Here is a 16,458-nt window from a genome sequence, read left to right on the forward strand (position 1 = left end):
TCTCTATTCGGCTGCGGCCGGCAGTGGCGGTGCAGCCCTGCTGTGCCACTCCCGGATATGCGAGGCAAGCGCGACCGCCACGGCGACCAGCATGGCCATGGCGCCAACCACCCGGCAGGCTGCGATAGCCATAACCGGCGTTGAGCATGGCAGCGCCGAGCGAGGCGGCCAGCGCGATGCCGACATTGAAGCCAGAGGGGATGAGCGATGAGGCAAGGTTGGATGCATCCGCCGTCCAGGTCAGGATACGGGTCTGGATCGGCGTGCCGATAGCAAAGCTGAGGCCGCCCCAGACGATGATCGCCACGACCATCGGCACCGGGTATGGGCTGACCGCGTAAATGACCGCAAGCGTCACCGCCTGCATGAAAAGCATGGTGATGAGCGACGGCATCAGCTTCCAGTCGGCGAGCCGCCCGCCGAGAAAGACGCCGATCGTCGCGCCGACACCGTTGAGCAGGAGCACCCAGGGCACCAGGTCCGCGTCGAGGTCGGTGATTTCGAGCAGCGTCGGCGTGATGTAGGTGAACAGGCCGAACTGGCCGATCATCAGCATCAGCATGAGGATCAGCGACGTCCAGACCTGCTGGCGTGCGAGCACGCGAACCTCGCTGCCGAGGCTGACGGGCCGGCGCGACGATCCCGTCCTGCGCGGCAGCAGGGCGGCCATGGCGGTGATGGAAACCACACCAAGCGCGCACATCACCCAGAATGTCGCACGCCACCCCCATATTGTGCCGATCGCCGTGCCGGCCGGCACGCCGATGACATTGGAGACCGTGAGGCCCGACAAGATGAGCGCAACGGCCATTCCACGCTGGTCCTGACGGACCAGGCCGACCGCCACCACCATCGCAACGCCGAAATAGGCGCCGTGCGCCACGGCCACCGCGATCCGCAACAGCAACATGGAGGCGAAGTCGGGTGCAAGCGCGCAAGCGGCCTGGCCGATAGTGAAGGCAAGGCCAAGGCCAAGCAGCAAGGCCTTGCGGGAAAGCGTCTTGGTGGCGAGCGTCAACAGCGGTCCGCCGATCGCGATGCCGCCGGCGTAGCCGGAGACGAGGTAGCCGGCAGTCGGGATGGAGATGCCAAGGTCGTCCGCCACCTGCGGCAGCACGCCCGCGATGACGAACTCGGTGGTGCCGAACGCGAATGCGGCGATGAACAGGGCGATGAGGGGAAGCATGACGCGGGAAGGCGATCCTTGAATAAGATGGCCTCAAATCACGAACGAGAGCCGCGGGCAATCCAGAAATTGTCGACGCCGCTTTAGGTTTTCTTGATCGGTTCAGCCAGGCTCCGGCGGCATGCCGGCAAGGCTAGATGGTCGTCCTCCTCCTCCCGTAGGGAATTTTCAACCACGCCCGTTCGTGAAGATAATAGAGCAGCGACTTGGTGATGACCTCGGTCAGGCCGATGGCCGCAGCGAGCTTGATGCTGCCTGTCACGACAAGCGAAATGATTATCGTGTCGATGGTGCCGGTGATGCGCCAGGAAAGAGCCTTGGCGAAACTGCGCGAATGGGTATCCATCGACTATCCTCCCGGTGGACCTAGCCCGATCCATAGCCGACAGGTGGGAGGCGGAGCAAAGATTAATTTTCCCGTTTTGGCTCGAAGGGCAGAAGCTGGTTCCAAGCCGATGTTCCCAGCAGCAATTTTTCGGCTTGCCGGCCCAATGGCCTATCCGGCTTTCAGCCGCGAGCCGGTGAGTAGGCCGCGTTCCTCGAGCACGGGATAGGCCATCGAGGCGAGCAGCGAGTTGATCTGCTTCAAGTCGCGGATGGTGTCGAGATGGATGGAGCTGGTCTCGACGCTCTTGGCGGTGCCGTCGCGCAGTCGCACGAAATGGCTGGCGCTGGTCTCCTTCTCGCGGTCGCGCAGCCGGTCCTTTTCCAGTACCAGCTGGCGGGCGGTCTCCGGGTCGCGCGAGACCAGCACGTTGAAGGCAAGCCGTGCGCTGGCGAGTACCGAGGCGTGGAAGGCACAAAGCTCGCGCCAGCCTTCGGGCGTGAATTCCAGCCCGCGCTCGAGCTTCTTCCTGACATGCACAAGCATGTTGCGCACGATGATGTCGCCAACCTGCTCGAGCTTGACGCAGGCGCCGATCAGCTCCTGGCAGCGCAGCGCCTCGTCCTCGCTCAGCGGGTTCCTGGTGACCTTGGCCAGGTAGAGCTTTATCGCCGCGTGCTTCTTGTCGACGCGGTCGTCGAGCGCGGCCAGCGCCTTGATCTTGTCCGCGTCGGCACTCTCATAGAGCTCGATGATGCGTTTCAGCATGATCTCGACCGTCTCGCAGACCCGCACCACCTCGCGGGTGGCATTGGCCAGCGCCTGGCTCGGCACGTCGAGGGCGCTGTCGTTGAGCGCGGACAGCTCGACGACGTCGAGCGCCTCGGCCGGCGCCGGTTTGGTGCCGAGCGCCACGATCTTCTTCGAAGCGCGGTAGACGAGACCGGCCAGCGGCAGGCCGGCAAGCAGGATCAGGATGTTGAAGAGAATATGCGCGTTGACGATCTGGTCGGGCACGGCGGCGCCGAGAAAGGCAACCGGCGGCTTGAGCCAAAGAAACAGGATCAGCATGGCCAGCGAGCCCATGCCGCGCATCAGGAGATTGCCGATCGGCACGACACGCACGCCTGGCTCCGCGTTGCGGGTGAGCAGCGGCGCGATGATCGACGAGCCGAGATTGACGCCGAGCACCAGCACGATGCCGAGTTCGGGCGGGATGAAACCGCGGCCGGCCAGCGTCACCATCAGCAGCACCGCGGCGATCGAGGAATGGAACAGCCAGGTGACCAGCGCCGCCAGGAGATAGGCGGTGACCGGGTCGCCGGAGAAGTAATTGACGATGACCGGCATCAGCGTGCTCTGGCGCAGCGGCTCCGACGCCTGGCCGATCATTTCCAGCGACAATACCAGCAGGCCGATGCCGACCAGGATGCGGCCGAACTGGCGCCAGTCGCGCCGCTCGGTGGCCATGAACATGACGGTGCCGGCGACAAGACAAATCGGCACCAGCAGCGACAGATCGAAGGTCAGCAGCTTGACCACCAACGCCGAACCGATCTCGGCGCCGCGCACGGCAAGCTGGCCCGACATGCCGCTGACGATGCCGGCGCCGGCGAACGAGCCGACCAGCAGTGTGACAGCGGTGGAGCTTTGCAGCGCGATCGCCAGGCCGCAGCCGGCGAGAACCGCCATGAAAGGATTGCGCATGGTGGCGCGCAGCTTGTGGCGCAGCACGTCGCCATAGGCACGTTCGACACCTGTCTTCACCAGGCGGGTGGCAAACAGCATCAGCGCCACCGCGCCGGCAAGATGCAGCAAAACGACCGAACCACTCATATCAGGCTCGTACACAAATAGATGCCAGCGATGCAGGCACCGTTACGGCAAAGGGGCAAAAGAGGGCTCGAATCAAGGACATTGCAAAGGTCGATATTACTCCGATTACTTTTAGCCGGGTAATAAATCTTGCCCAATTCCGGCGGCTGTTGGCGCGCGACAGGGCGTGTCGGAAATGGATGGATCGCAAAATGGTTGCATTGCCGGCCGGCTTGCGGATGGTCGAGCGTTCACGTGGAGGCGACACCTTCGGATCCGGTTTGAGGAAAGTGTTGAATTAGGTAATCTAAATATAGGAAATCATTACAAAAACGTAATCCGCGTGTTCAGTTTCAGTTCATTCTTCGAGCTCTATTGCTTGGGCATCGACAACCAAGGAGTTCCCCGTCATGAAACGCATCGTTCTTTCCGCAGTCGCCCTCTCGATGCTGGCTGCCACGTCCCTGCAGGGCCAGGCAGCGCCGCTGAATGCGCCGAGCGCGCCACAGTCGACCTACAGCCAGGTTGATTGGCAAAAGCCCGGCAAGCATGTCGATGTGAAGAAGCGCGTCGTGGTGAAAAAGAAGGTCGTCAGGAAGAGCCACTGGCGGCACGGCCAGAAATATTCCAGCTGGAAGCGCCACCGGCCGATCCGCGACTACCGCCACTATGGCCTGCATCGTCCGGGCCGTGGCCAGGAATGGATCCGCGTCGGCAACGACTATCTCCTGGTCAGCGTCGTCTCCGGCATCATCTTCGGCGCGATCGCCGCGCACTGAGCCTCGCACCGTCGACCGGCATTGCGCCGGACACATGAGGGAAGGCGGCCCGCGACGGCCGCCTTCTTTTTGCCCTGTGAAAACCGGGTATGGTTCCGCATTAGGAGTCGTCGGCTTTCGCCTGCATGATTATATGGAGGGCAAACGAGCCGTTCCCGATGCGCTTTCCACCTGCCTTTCTCGACGAGATACGCGACCGCGTGCCGATTTCATCGGTGATCGGCCAGCGCGTCGCGTGGGACAGGAAGAAGACCAACGCGCCGCGCGGCGACTATTGGGCATGCTGTCCCTTCCATGGTGAGAAGAGCCCGTCCTTCCATTGCGAGGACAAGAAGGGCCGCTACCATTGTTTCGGCTGCTCGGTTTCGGGCGACCATTTCAAGTTTCTGACCGAACTCGACGGGATGAGTTTTCCCGAAGCGGTTGAGAAGATCGCCGAGATGGCCGGCGTGCCGATGCCGGTTCGCGATGCCCAGGAGGAACGGCGCGAAAAGGAACGCGCCAGCCTGACCGAAATCATGGAAATGGCGACCACCTTCTTCCAGGAACGGCTGCAGGGACCGGAAGGCGCAAAAGCCCGCGCGTATCTGCGCGACCGGGGGCTGACGCCGGCGACGCAGCAGTCGTTCCGGCTCGGTTATGCGCCGGACAGCCGCAACGCGCTGAAGGAGCACCTTGCCGCCAAGGGCGTCGGCAAGGCCGATATCGAGGCGTGCGGGCTGGTGCGCCATGGCGACGACGTTCCGGTTTCCTACGACTGGTTCCGCGACCGCGTCATGTTCCCGATCCCGGATTCCAGGGGCAAGATCATCGCCTTCGGCGGGCGGGCACTGGCGCCCGATGCGCTCGCCAAATACATGAATTCGCCCGATACGGAGCTCTTCCACAAGGGCAACGTGCTCTACAATTTTGCCCGCGCGCGCAAGGCGCTGGCCAAGGGCGGCACGGTCATCGCCGTCGAAGGTTATATGGACGTGATCGCGCTGGCGCAGGCCGGTTTCGAGAATGTCGTGGCGCCGCTCGGCACCGCTCTGACCGAAAACCAGCTCGAGCTTTTGTGGCGCATGGCCGGCGAGCCGGTGCTGTGCTTCGATGGCGACCAGGCTGGGCTGAAGGCGGCATGGCGCGCCGCCGACATGGCGCTGCCGGCGGTTCAGGCGGGCCGCTCGGTGCGCTTTGCCCTGCTGCCCGAAGGCAAGGACCCCGACGATCTGGTCAAGGCCGATGGGCCGGATGCGTTCCGCGCCGTGCTTTCCGAAGGGCGGCCGCTCGCCGACCTTTTGTGGATGCGCGAAACGGCTGGCGGTGTCTTCGACACGCCAGAGCGGCGGGCGGAACTGGAAAAGACGCTGCGCGAACTGACCAGCCGCATCCGCGACGAGAGCCTGCGCTATCACTACAGCCAGGAAATGCGCGAGCGGGTGCTAAGCTTTTTCGGCGCCCAGCGCGGCGCGCGCCATGGTTATCAAGGGGGGCGTCAGGACGGGCGGCCCGGCGATCGCTTTCAGGGCAAGAACTCGGCTCCCGGCGGGCAGTTCGCGCGTGGCGGCAGTGCCGGTGGGCGAACCGCGATCACCGAAAGCCTCGGCCGCTCAGCGCTGGTCAAACGCGGCAGCGAGGGGATGTCGGTGCGCGAGGCGACGATCATCGCAGCCCTCGTCAATCATCCGGCGCTGATCGACGAGAATTTCGCGCATGTCGAGTTTCTCGACCTCGCCAACTCCGATCTGAAGCGATTGCACGCAGCCATTCTCGACGCGATGGCGCATGACATGGCCAACGATCGCGACGCGGTGATCGCGACGATCGAACGGGCCGGCTGCGGCGAGATCTGGGCGTGCGTGGTGGCGCTGATCAAGCGGGCGCGGCAATGGCCGGCGCTGGAAACAGCCGGACTTGACGATGCCCGCGATGCCTTCAGCCAGGCGCTCCACTTGCAGCGCAGCGCGCGCACCTTACATAAGGAACTGAAACAGGCGGAAGCGGCGCTCGCCAGTGATCCCACGGACGAAAACTACCGGCATCTCGTCGAGATCCAGGCGCAATTTCGTGATGTGCAAGCAACGGAAGCGCTGATTGAAGGGTTCGGCGTGTCCTCGGGCAGGGCCGGGCGCGTATAGGTTGAAGCCTGCATTGGAGTGAAAGTGTAAGAACGTGCTTGCGCGTCGAATCGGCCGCGCGGCGCCTTAAGTCGGGTAATTGATTCGCTTTTTTCATGCGAATCATGCGAGAGGCGCTTGACCTTCTGGCAGAATGACGGAATCAGGACGATTCGAAACGTTAACCCGACGCCGGCGTCGACGGGAAATGCAGCGATGTGAGGTACCGGTCACTGGACAGGCAGTCAGCCTGCCACAGATACCAGGGTTAATCTGGACTTAACGAGAGATGCAGTTACTGGCCCGGGGAAGCGCGTTCTAGAGCGAACGCATCTGATTTAACCGGTACGGCGGCTTACGCGGCTCTGATACTTGGCCGCTTGGAGAAAATAAAGAATGGCGACAAAAGAAAAGGAAGAGGTCGAGACCGAACGTGAAGGCGCCACCGATGGCCCTTTGCTCGACCTTTCCGACGATGCTGTCAAGAAGATGATCAAGGCCGCCAAGAAGCGCGGCTATGTCACCATGGACGAACTGAATTCGGTGCTGCCCTCGGAGGAAGTGACCTCCGAACAGATCGAGGACACGATGGCCATGCTCTCCGACATGGGCATCAACGTGGTCGAGGACGACGAGCAGGGCGAAGAGCCCGAAGCCGCCGACGCGGCTGCAGACGCCGAGGAAGACGCCAACGAGCTGGCCGAGCAGACCGGCACCGCCGTTGCGGCGACGACCACCAAGAAAGAGCCGACCGATCGCACCGACGACCCGGTTCGCATGTATCTGCGCGAGATGGGCTCGGTCGAGCTACTGTCGCGCGAGGGCGAAATCGCGATCGCCAAGCGCATCGAGGCCGGCCGCGAGACGATGATCGCGGGCCTGTGCGAAAGCCCGCTGACCTTCCAGGCCATCATCATCTGGCGTGACGAGCTCAACGAATCGAAGATCCTGCTGCGCGAGATCATCGACCTCGAAGCGACCTATGCCGGGCCGGAGGCCAAGCAGGCGCCGGTGGTCGAGCGGATCGAGGAGGTCAAAGCCGATGAAAAGCCGCGCCGTTCGCGCGAGGACGAGGACGACATCACCAATGTCGGCAGCGACACCCGCGGTCTGACGGACGATGACGAGGAAGACGAGGACGAGGCCAGCCTGTCGCTGGCGGCGATGGAAGCGGAACTGCGTCCGCAGGTGATGGAGACGCTCGACGTCATCGCCGACACCTACAAGAAACTCAGGAAGCTGCAGGACCAGCAGGTCGAGAACCGGCTGGCCGCCGCCGGCACGCTGTCGCCCAGCCAGGACCGCCGGCTCAAGGAGTTGAAGGACCAGCTGATCAAGGCGGTGAAGTCGTTGTCCTTGAACACGGCGCGCATCGAGGCATTGGTCGAGCAGCTCTACGACATCAACAAGCGCCTGGTGCAGAATGAAGGCAAGCTGTTGCGGCTGGCCGAAAGCTACGGCGTGCGCCGCGAGGAATTCCTGAAGGAGTATCAGGGCTCGGAACTCGATCCGAACTGGACCCGTTCGATCGGCAATCTGACCTCGCGAGGCTGGAAGGAATTCACCAAGAACGAAAAGGACGCTATCCGCGACCTGCGCGCCGAGATCCAGAACCTTGCCACCGAAACGGCGATCTCGATCCTCGAGTTCCGCAAGATCGTCAACCAGGTGCAGAAGGGCGAGCGCGAAGCCGCGATCGCCAAGAAGGAAATGGTGGAGGCCAATCTGCGCCTCGTCATTTCCATCGCCAAGAAATACACCAATCGCGGCCTGCAATTCCTCGACCTGATCCAGGAAGGCAATATCGGCCTGATGAAGGCGGTCGATAAGTTCGAATACCGCCGCGGCTACAAGTTCTCGACCTACGCGACGTGGTGGATTAGGCAGGCGATCACCCGTTCGATCGCCGATCAGGCGCGCACCATCCGCATTCCGGTGCACATGATCGAGACGATCAACAAGATTGTGCGCACCTCGCGCCAGATGCTGCATGAGATCGGCCGCGAGCCGACGCCGGAGGAACTGGCGGAAAAGCTCGCCATGCCGCTGGAAAAAGTGCGCAAGGTGCTGAAGATCGCCAAGGAGCCGATTTCGCTCGAAACGCCGGTTGGCGACGAGGAGGATTCGCATCTCGGCGATTTCATCGAGGACAAGATGGCCATCCTGCCGATCGACGCGGCGATCCAGGCCAATCTGCGCGAAACGACGACGCGGGTGCTTGCTTCGCTCACCCCGCGCGAAGAGCGCGTTCTCAGAATGCGTTTCGGCATCGGCATGAACACCGACCACACGCTGGAGGAAGTCGGCCAGCAGTTCTCGGTCACCCGCGAGCGCATCCGCCAGATCGAAGCCAAGGCGCTGCGCAAGCTCAAGCACCCGAGCCGCTCGCGCAAGCTGCGGAGCTTCCTCGACAGCTGATGCCGGGTAACGGACAAGCAACTTAAAGGGCGCCGCGGCGCCCTTTTTCGTTCGGAGCACAGGGTCGTCTCGCCAGAAGGTACGGTTGTTCTTGCAGTGCACCTGCCGCGGGAGGATACTTTCGTGTCGGATGCATTTTCTGGGCGACAAACCCGGATGCCCGCCCCGGCAGTGACGCCGTGCTCCGAGGCCCCGGAGGGAGGTGTGCATGACAAACTATATCGTGCTGATCAACTGGACGGAGCAGGGCGCCAAAAATGTGCGCGAGTCGCCGAAGCGGCTCGATGCCGCCAAGAAGCTGCTGGGAGACATGGGCGGCTCGTTCAAGGCGTTTTTTCTCACCATGGGCGAATGCGATATGGTGGCGGTCGTTGAAGCGCCCGACGATGCGGTGCTCGCTCGTTTCTCGCTGATGCTGGCGACAGGCGGTAACGTGAGGACACGGACGCTCAAGGCTTTCCCGGAAGATGCTTATCGCGAGATCATTGCCTCGCTCGGATAGGGAGCCGTGCAGCAGCGGATGATCGGGCGCCGCTTGACGGCGCCCGATCATCCGATCATGAGGAAGCATGCTCCTCTCGCTCGAAAAGAACTTCCTCTTCATCCATATCCCGAAGACAGCCGGGAGCTCGGTCACGCGTGCGCTAGGGCCATGGTGCGTGAAACCGCAGCGAACGCAGTGGCGCCGCCTGCTGTCTCACCTTCCCGTGCCCGAAAAGCCGCAAAACGCTTTCCTCAGGCAGCATGACAAAGCCAGTTGGGCGAAGCGCAAGCTGCCGGCCGAGATTTATGACAGCGCGTACAAGTTCGCCGTCGTGCGTAACCCTTTCGAACTTGCTGTCTCGAGCTATTATTTCCGCAAGGAGCATCTCTCCGGCCGGCGCCGGAACAGAGCCAGGGTCCTGGATTTCAAGACTTTCCTGCGCTATCTCGAACGCAAGAACCGTTTTGTGCGGGTGGACCAGACGAGCTGGATTTCGGACAGGCACGGAAACCTCATCATCGACGAGGTTTTGCGTTTTGAAACGCTGGCCGAGCAATTCAATGCCCTGGTCGAACGGCTCGGTCTGCCGGGCGAGGTGAAGCTTCCCCGAACAAACGTCAATGCACCCTACGACTATCGCGCCGTCTACGATGACGAGGCGAAAAGCATCGTGCGCCGGCTCTTTTTCAGGGATTTCGAGCGCTTCGGCTACGAATTCTGATTTTTGTTCCAGACACCGCAATTCGTCGGCGGATGCCGCGCGTCGCGGCAGGGCTGGCCCGAAATGTTGCGGGGCGAAGGCATTTCCCGGATAGTCGGCGCATCCTTCAGGTCGCGTCTCGAAACACATGTCCAAGCCTGTGCTGACCATCTGGTACAATACCCGCTGTCCGGTCTGTGATGACGGTATCGTCAGGCAGAAGCGGCGGCTGATCGAGGCGATCAAGGCCGGGCAGATCGCGTTTCGCGACATCAATGCCGAGCCGTCGGCACTGGCCGGATACGGCGTGTCGCTCGAGGACATCCGCCGCCGGCTGCACGCAATCGATGCGGACGGCGAACTGCTGGTCGGCGCCGATGTCGCAATTGCCGTCTGGCTGAGAACGCCGGGCGAGGGCTGGCTGGCAGCGCTGTTCGGCAACCGCGCGGCGCTGCCGCTGACGCGCTATGCCTATGATCGCTTCGCCGATCTTCTCTATGCCTGGAACCGGCGCAAGGGCCGTTGGTAGCCGGCACAGACATTCCTGGCCATCGAAGGCCTGGAACGGCCTCCGGGTCATTTTAGGACCGCGGAGAGGTTCAGGACACGCGCCTTAGCCGCATGCGCGTTTTCAATCATGTGGCGTGGGATTAAGTTACATCGTAAGATATATCTTGAATCGGTCGTCACGCTGGCTTAATTAAGATGTATCGTAAGACATAACTCAAGGAGCAGGCGATGCACAGACATCATCATTTCGGCGAGCGCGCCGAGCGCGTTTTCATGCATATGGCCGGCAGGTTCGGCGGCCGTGGCGGCGGCTTCGGCCCGTTCGGCCACGGGATGAGGGGCGGCGGACGCGGCGGGCCAGGCGACATGTTCCGCGCGGGACGCATGCTGGCCGACGGCGATCTCAAGCTGATCACGCTGTCGTTGCTGGCCGAAGCGCCGCGCCACGGCTACGACATCATCAAGGCGCTGGAGGAGCGCACCAGCGGCGTCTACAGCCCGAGCCCGGGCGTGGTCTATCCGACGCTGACCTTCCTCGAAGAGGCCGGCTATGCCGTCTCGTCGCCGGAAGGCAACAAGAAGGTGTTTTCGATCACCGAGGCCGGGCAGGCGCATCTCAATGACAATCGCGAGATGATCGACCATGTGCTCGACCATCTCGAGCGTTTCGGCCGCAAGATGGCAAAGGCGCGCGACTGGTTCGGCTGGAACGACGATGGCGAGGATGGCGGACGTCGCGGCCGTGGCCGTTCGGAAAAGCGCGACGAATTCCGCGCCGTGCGCCACCGGCTGCGCGCAGCCCTCGGCGACATCGTCGACGCGCCGGCTGGAAAACAGGCCGAGGCGATCAACATCCTGGAGGAGGCCGCCGAAGCCCTGGAAGCGCTGTCGCGCGGCTGACTTCTGGTAGGCCGGGCCCGGATGCGGCCCCTTGCCCGTTTGCCTAAGGACCGCTAGTGAAAATCATCCTGCACCACGCTATGTGATGCAGGATGATTGCCGTTGGAGGATACCCCATGTCTTTTCTGAAGCGTCTTTTTGGCGGTGGCGGCGGTGACGCGGGCGAGCCAAAGAGTGCTGCACCGGCAAAGCAGATCGAGCACAAAGGATTTTTGATCAGCGCCACGCCCTACAAGGCGGAGGGCCAATACCAGACCTGCGGCGTGGTTTCGAAAGAAATCGACGGCGTGATGAAGGAACACAAATTCATCCGCGCCGACCGCTTTGCCGGGCTCGACGACGCTGTCGACATCTCGATCAAGAAGGGCATCCAACTGGTCGATGAGCAGGGCGAGAAGATCTTCGGCTAGACCAGTCCCGCTTTCGACGCTGTTCCTGGACGGAGAATTGAGGCAAGCGCCTGATGCGGCGCTTGCCTTTTTGATTTTTGGTAGTCAGTGGCTAACGCTTTAAGCCGCCGTCGCGACCCGCCGACTTCCGGCCACCACGGCATCCACCTTGGCTGATGCCTTGTCGAGCGCTGCCGTGACGGCATCAGGCCCCATGCCGACGCCTTCGATGCGGATGACGTCGACGTCGGTCATGCCGATGAAGCCAAGCACGCTGCGCAGGTAAGGGATGGCGTGATCCATCTGCACGGCAGCACCTTCCGAATAGATGCCGCCCGAGGCAAGGACGATGTAGACCTTCTTACCGGTGACGAGGCCCTTGGGGCCATTTTCGCCATAAGCAAAAGTCTTGCCGGAGCGGGCGATGTGATCGACCCAGGATTTCAGGGTCGACGAGATGCCGAAATTGATGAAACCGGTGGCAAGGATAATGGTGTCGGCTGCAAACAGTTCGTCCAGCACGCCGTCGGAGACGCCGACAACCTCGGCCTGGCGTTGGGTACGGGCCTCGACCGGCGTATAGATGCCGGTCGAATAGTCCGGATCGATGTGCGGCAGCGGGTTGGCGACAAGGTCGCGCACGGCAAGCTTGGCCGAGGGATCGGCGGCGAGCAGCTTTTCTGCAAGTTCGGTGGCGATGCGGGTGGAATGCGAGGCAGTACCGCGCGGGCTCGACGTGACAAGAAGGATGGACATGGCGGGGCTCTCCAGGGTTGGAATGATCTGTCCCGCCAGATATGGGTCTATCAACCTATTTGAAAAACTGGTATATTTTTTATATTATCCATCTACAATTTAGATAAGACAATGCAACCCAATCCGACGCTTGACCAACTGCAAATCCTGGTGACGGTGGCCGATACCGGCAGCTTCTCCGCCGCCGGCCGCAAGCTCAACCGCGCGCAATCGGTCATCAGCTACGCTATCGCCAATCTGGAGGCGCAACTCGGGCTGAAACTGTTCGAGCGCGAGGGCACGCGCGAGCCGCAGCTGACCGATGTCGGCCGGGCGACGCTGGAGGATGCGCGTCGCATGGTCGGCGTGCTGCAGCGCATCCGCTCGCGTGTCGATGGCCACAAGCAAGGGCTGGAGGCCGAGGTCGTCTTGTCGGTCGAGATGACAATGGCTTTGCCGGTGCTGGTGCGGGTGTTGAAAGCGTTCGAGGTACAATTCCCGACCGTGACGCTGCGCCTGCATACCGGTTCGCTGGGGCTGATCGTGGAGCAGGTCGTCAATGGGCAGGCCGATTTCGGCATCGGCGGCATTCCGGGCGACGCCGAAGTGCACCTGCTGCCTATCGGTTTCACGACGATGGTACCGGTTGCGGCGCCCAATCACCCTTTGGCGCTGCTGCCAGGACCGGTGCCGTTGGAGGATGTGCGTGAACATACCCAGTTGGTCGTCAGTGATCAGTCGGAGCGGACGCGCGGGCGCGACTATGGCGTGTTCGCCTACCGCACTTGGCGGCTGACCGATGTGCGCACCAAGCATGCGCTGATGCGCAAGGGGCTGGGCTGGGGCGGGCTGCCGCGATGGCTGGCCGCCGACGACCTGGCAAGCGGCCGGCTGGTCGAACTCGATCTGGAGCCCTACAGCGAGGTGCGGGCGCAGCTCTATGCCATGCATCGCACCGATCGCAGCCCGAAGCCGGCCGCGGCCTGGCTGATCGACCAGTTCAAGCGCCAGCTCGGCTGCTTCAACGAGTTCGAGCCGGGCCAGGTGCCTGAAGATGAGTCGGAGACAGTCCGTCGATAAGGGCGACGAGCACCTCGCGATAAGGGGCGGTTTCGGCGCCTGCTTCGATTGCCAGAGCCGCGCGGTCGAAGGCGGCGGCAAGCAATGCCGTCAGCGCTTCCAGCGGCAATCTCACCGTGGTCTGCGCGCGCATCGCCGCAACGAGGCCCTCGCGAAGCGAGCGATTGCCGTGGCGGTTGTCGATTTCGTCCATGGCGGCGCGGCCGAGCACGGCCGGCCCGTCGAGCAGCAGCAGCCGGGTGCGGCCGGGTGCGCGCATGGCGGCAAGATAGGCGTCGGAACCGGCGATCAGCGCATCACGGGCAAACAGCGAGGGCGGCGAGGCGCACTCGATCTCTCCCGCCACGGCGGCCGCTTCCTGCTCGACCACGGCGGCAAACAGCGCCTGCTTGTCGGCAAAATGATGATAGAGCGCGCCGCGCGTGACGCCTGCGGCGGCCGCAATCTCTGGCGTGCCGGTCTCGGCATAGGATTTTTCGGTGAACAGTTTTCGGGCCGCGGCTATGAGGTCGGTACGCGTCGCTTCGGTGCGGTCGCGGTTTGTGCGGCGCGTGGATTCCTGTTGCATACATGCAGCCTGTATGTTAATTGCATTTACATGCAAACTGTATGTTATTCGACGGGAGAAGGAAAGATGAAGACGACTAGCTATTATCCGGTGCTGATGACGGGAGATGTTGCCGGCACGGCAGCCTTCTATATCGCGCATTTCGGCTTCAAGCCGCTGTTCGAGAGCGACTGGTACGTGCATCTGCAGTCGAGCGACAACAAGCGCGTCAATCTCGGCATCGTCCAGGGCGACCATGAGACGATTCCGGAAGAGGGGCGGGGCCGCACCTCCGGCCTGCTGATCAATTTCGAGGTCAGGGATCCCGACGCCGTCTATGAGCGGGTCATCGCCGCCGGCCTGCCGGTCCTGCGAACGCTGCGCGACGAATCCTTCGGCCAGCGCCACTTCATCACAAAAGACCCCAATGGCGTGCTGATCGATGTGATCAAGCCGATTCCGCCGAGCGCGGAGTTTCTGGAGCAGTATGCCGAAGGGGCGGCGGGCTGAGCGAGATAGCGGCTGGCAGGAACTGTCTGTAATTGTGACGTGAAGGCTTCAGCCGCGTGGCCGGTCACGACTTTGCGGTCTATGCTGAAGCTTATCAGCCTGGGCTCACTCCATGCGTGAAATCTGCCTTGTCCGCGCGCCCTCAAACCTTGGCCTCCGCCCGCTGAGGCCAGGTCATATACCGGGGACGTGGCGTGCGCCGCAGGCATTGACCGAAGCTGGCTTGATCGAGACGCTCTCGCCCGCCATGGTGGTCGATCTCGATCGCCCAGCCTACAGCACCGAGCCGCAGCCGGGCACCCGGCTGCGCAACGGCCATACGATACGCAGCTTCAATCTCGAACTCGCCGACGTCGTTGCCGGCGCGCTGGGACGAAGCGAGTTTCCGCTGGTCGTCGGCGGCGACTGCGCGGTCCTGCTTGGCGCACTGGCCGCGGCGCGGCGATCTGGTCCGGTGGCGCTGGTCCATGTCGACGGCCACAGCGATTTCCGCCATCCGGGCAACTACGACATCAACGCTTCACTTGGCTCGGCCGCCGGTATGGACCTTGCGCTCGCCACCGGACGCGGCGAGCCGTTGCTGACCGACTGGCCTGATGTCGCAAGGCCGCTTGTCGCGGACGAACAGGTGATTCAGATCGGCGAGCGCGAGAGCCGCGACACCGACTTCGCCTGGCCGGACATCAATTCGACCGTGATGACGCTGATCGATGTCTTTGCCGTGCGAGAGCTTGGCGCGGCAAAGGTCCTGGAAAAGACCTGGACCACGCTGGCGCGAACCGGCTGGCCCTATTGGGTGCATTTCGACGTCGATGCACTCGACCAGACAGTGATGCCGGCGGTGGATTCACCGGGCAGCCCAGGCATCGATCCCGACGATCTCGTCGCCATCCTCGCGGCGCTGGTGGCGGATCCGCGCTGCACCGGAATGGACATGACCATTTTCGATCCGGATCTCGATCCGACCGGCGAACTGGCAGGGCTGCTGGTTTCGCTGCTTGGCCAGATCTGTGCGCGGCGATAGACGTCAGCTTCGCGCCACCGGCATCAGCGTGACCTGGGTAATGCCGGAGCGGCGCACCACCGTGCACAGCGTTTCGCGGCCGATGCGCTCGGCGTCGAGCATGCGCACCAGATCGTCGACGCCGGTGACCGGGCGGCCATCGATGGCGGCGATGATGTCGCCTTCTTTCAGGCCGGCGCTGGCCGCCGGGCTGTTCTTTTCGACGCTGCGCAGGCGCACCGCCGTGCTGCTCGACGCTTGTGACAGAAGGGCCGCGCGGCGCGGCAGGTTTGTCGTATCTGCCGAGACACCGATGAAGGCGCGGCGCACGCGGCCAAAGCGGATGATCTCCGAAATGACGAAATTGGCGGTGTTGGAGGCAACCGCAAAGGCGATGCCGTGCGCGCCATGGATCATGGCGGTGTTGACGCCGATGACCTCGCCCGCCGAAGACACCAACGGTCCGCCGGAATTGCCGGGGTTGAGTGCTGCGTCGGTCTGGATGACGTCGTCGATCAGCCGGCCGGTGGAGGCGCGCATCGAGCGGCCGAGCGCCGAGACGACGCCTGATGTGACGGTCCATTCGAAGCCGAGCGGGTTGCCGATGGCAATGGCGATCTGGCCGCGCCGCAAGCGCTTGGAATCGCCGAGCGGCGCGACATCGGCAAAGCTGCCGTCAGCGCGCACCAGCGCGATGTCGGTGTCGGGATCACGGCCGAGCACGCGGCCCTCGCGGGAGGCTCCGTCCGGCATCGAGACGCGGACGGTGCGGGCATCGCCGACGACGTGGAAGTTGGTGACGACCAGCCCGTCCGGCGTGATGACGAAGCCGGAGCCGTGGCCGCCAGTACCACCGACGCGCTCGATGCGGCAGACGGCGGGACCGATGCGGTCCACAGCATCGGCGACCGTTGCCGAATAATCATCGAGCAGCGCATCGTCGAATTGCAATTGCTGGGCGGGAAGGGACATGGCAGG

At 63.0% G+C, this 16,458-nt stretch carries 16 protein-coding genes and 1 pseudogene; 11 read left to right on the forward strand and 6 right to left on the reverse strand.

Annotation, left to right across the window (positions count from 1 at the left end; genetic code table 11):
• Positions 1–3: 3 nt before the first annotated feature.
• The 3 genes and pseudogenes from IQ26_RS12430 to IQ26_RS12440 all read right to left on the reverse strand — a co-directional run bounded on the left by IQ26_RS12430 (position 4) and on the right by IQ26_RS12440 (position 3,347).
• Positions 4–1,186: pseudogene (locus IQ26_RS12430) on the reverse strand (MFS transporter).
• Between the two features lie 133 nt (positions 1,187–1,319).
• The gene (locus tag IQ26_RS12435) at positions 1,320–1,532 is read right to left on the reverse strand and encodes a DUF2061 domain-containing protein (protein WP_145717319.1); all 213 of its coding nucleotides are present in this window, start codon (positions 1,530–1,532) and stop codon (positions 1,320–1,322) included.
• A 150-nt stretch (positions 1,533–1,682) separates the two neighbouring features.
• A complete protein-coding gene (locus IQ26_RS12440; RefSeq protein ID WP_145717321.1) occupies positions 1,683–3,347 on the reverse strand; it encodes a Na/Pi cotransporter family protein in 1,665 nt (554 codons plus the stop codon).
• Positions 3,348–3,736: 389 nt separating this feature from the next.
• Here IQ26_RS12440 and IQ26_RS12445 point away from each other — a divergent pair, with 389 nt between their 5' ends.
• From IQ26_RS12445 to IQ26_RS12480, 8 genes are all read left to right on the forward strand, one after another.
• A complete protein-coding gene (locus tag IQ26_RS12445; RefSeq protein ID WP_145717323.1) occupies positions 3,737–4,105 on the forward strand; it encodes an RcnB family protein in 369 nt (122 codons plus the stop codon).
• Positions 4,106–4,263: 158 nt separating this feature from the next.
• Positions 4,264–6,225, forward strand: a complete 1,962-nt coding sequence (gene dnaG, locus IQ26_RS12450; RefSeq protein WP_145717325.1) for a DNA primase — start codon at positions 4,264–4,266, stop codon at positions 6,223–6,225.
• Positions 6,226–6,600: 375 nt separating this feature from the next.
• Entirely contained in the window at positions 6,601–8,622 is a 2,022-nt protein-coding gene (gene rpoD, locus IQ26_RS12455) for an RNA polymerase sigma factor RpoD (protein ID WP_145717328.1), read from the forward strand.
• Positions 8,623–8,830: 208 nt separating this feature from the next.
• Positions 8,831–9,124, forward strand: a complete 294-nt coding sequence (locus IQ26_RS12460; protein ID WP_145717330.1) for a GYD domain-containing protein — start codon at positions 8,831–8,833, stop codon at positions 9,122–9,124.
• Between the two features lie 67 nt (positions 9,125–9,191).
• Positions 9,192–9,827, forward strand: coding sequence for a sulfotransferase family 2 domain-containing protein (locus tag IQ26_RS12465; protein ID WP_145717332.1), 636 nt, complete (start codon positions 9,192–9,194; stop codon positions 9,825–9,827).
• Between the two features lie 127 nt (positions 9,828–9,954).
• Positions 9,955–10,335 (forward strand): thiol-disulfide oxidoreductase DCC family protein, encoded by a 381-nt coding sequence (locus IQ26_RS12470; protein ID WP_208760148.1) that lies wholly within the window; start codon positions 9,955–9,957, stop codon positions 10,333–10,335.
• Positions 10,336–10,544: 209 nt separating this feature from the next.
• Positions 10,545–11,216 (forward strand): PadR family transcriptional regulator, encoded by a 672-nt coding sequence (locus IQ26_RS12475; protein WP_145717334.1) that lies wholly within the window; start codon positions 10,545–10,547, stop codon positions 11,214–11,216.
• 116 nt (positions 11,217–11,332) lie between these two features.
• Positions 11,333–11,626, forward strand: a complete 294-nt coding sequence (locus tag IQ26_RS12480; protein ID WP_145717338.1) for an HlyU family transcriptional regulator — start codon at positions 11,333–11,335, stop codon at positions 11,624–11,626.
• A gap of 99 nt (positions 11,627–11,725) precedes the next feature.
• Here the strand turns inward: IQ26_RS12480 and IQ26_RS12485 are convergent, their stop codons facing one another.
• The gene (locus IQ26_RS12485) at positions 11,726–12,361 is read right to left on the reverse strand and encodes an FMN-dependent NADH-azoreductase (protein WP_145717340.1); all 636 of its coding nucleotides are present in this window, start codon (positions 12,359–12,361) and stop codon (positions 11,726–11,728) included.
• Positions 12,362–12,472: 111 nt separating this feature from the next.
• Between IQ26_RS12485 and IQ26_RS12490 the strand changes: the two genes are divergently transcribed.
• Positions 12,473–13,420 (forward strand): LysR family transcriptional regulator, encoded by a 948-nt coding sequence (locus tag IQ26_RS12490; RefSeq protein ID WP_145717342.1) that lies wholly within the window; start codon positions 12,473–12,475, stop codon positions 13,418–13,420.
• Here IQ26_RS12490 and IQ26_RS12495 read toward each other — a convergent pair.
• Positions 13,362–13,988, reverse strand: coding sequence for a TetR/AcrR family transcriptional regulator (locus IQ26_RS12495; protein WP_145717344.1), 627 nt, complete (start codon positions 13,986–13,988; stop codon positions 13,362–13,364). The genes IQ26_RS12490 and IQ26_RS12495 overlap by 59 nt on opposite strands.
• A 66-nt stretch (positions 13,989–14,054) precedes the next feature.
• Between IQ26_RS12495 and IQ26_RS12500 the strand changes: the two genes are divergently transcribed.
• Both IQ26_RS12500 and IQ26_RS12505 read left to right on the forward strand, forming a co-directional pair.
• Entirely contained in the window at positions 14,055–14,477 is a 423-nt protein-coding gene (locus tag IQ26_RS12500; RefSeq protein WP_145717347.1) for a VOC family protein, read from the forward strand.
• A 223-nt stretch (positions 14,478–14,700) separates the two neighbouring features.
• The gene (locus tag IQ26_RS12505) at positions 14,701–15,501 is read left to right on the forward strand and encodes an arginase family protein (RefSeq protein WP_240547090.1); all 801 of its coding nucleotides are present in this window, start codon (positions 14,701–14,703) and stop codon (positions 15,499–15,501) included.
• 3 nt (positions 15,502–15,504) lie between these two features.
• Here IQ26_RS12505 and IQ26_RS12510 read toward each other — a convergent pair whose 3' ends face one another.
• The gene (locus IQ26_RS12510; RefSeq protein WP_145717349.1) at positions 15,505–16,452 is read right to left on the reverse strand and encodes a S1C family serine protease; all 948 of its coding nucleotides are present in this window, start codon (positions 16,450–16,452) and stop codon (positions 15,505–15,507) included.
• Positions 16,453–16,458 lie beyond the last annotated feature (6 nt).

It is taken from the genome of Mesorhizobium tianshanense (assembly GCF_007830515.1).
Lineage (GTDB): Bacteria > Pseudomonadota > Alphaproteobacteria > Rhizobiales > Rhizobiaceae > Mesorhizobium > Mesorhizobium tianshanense.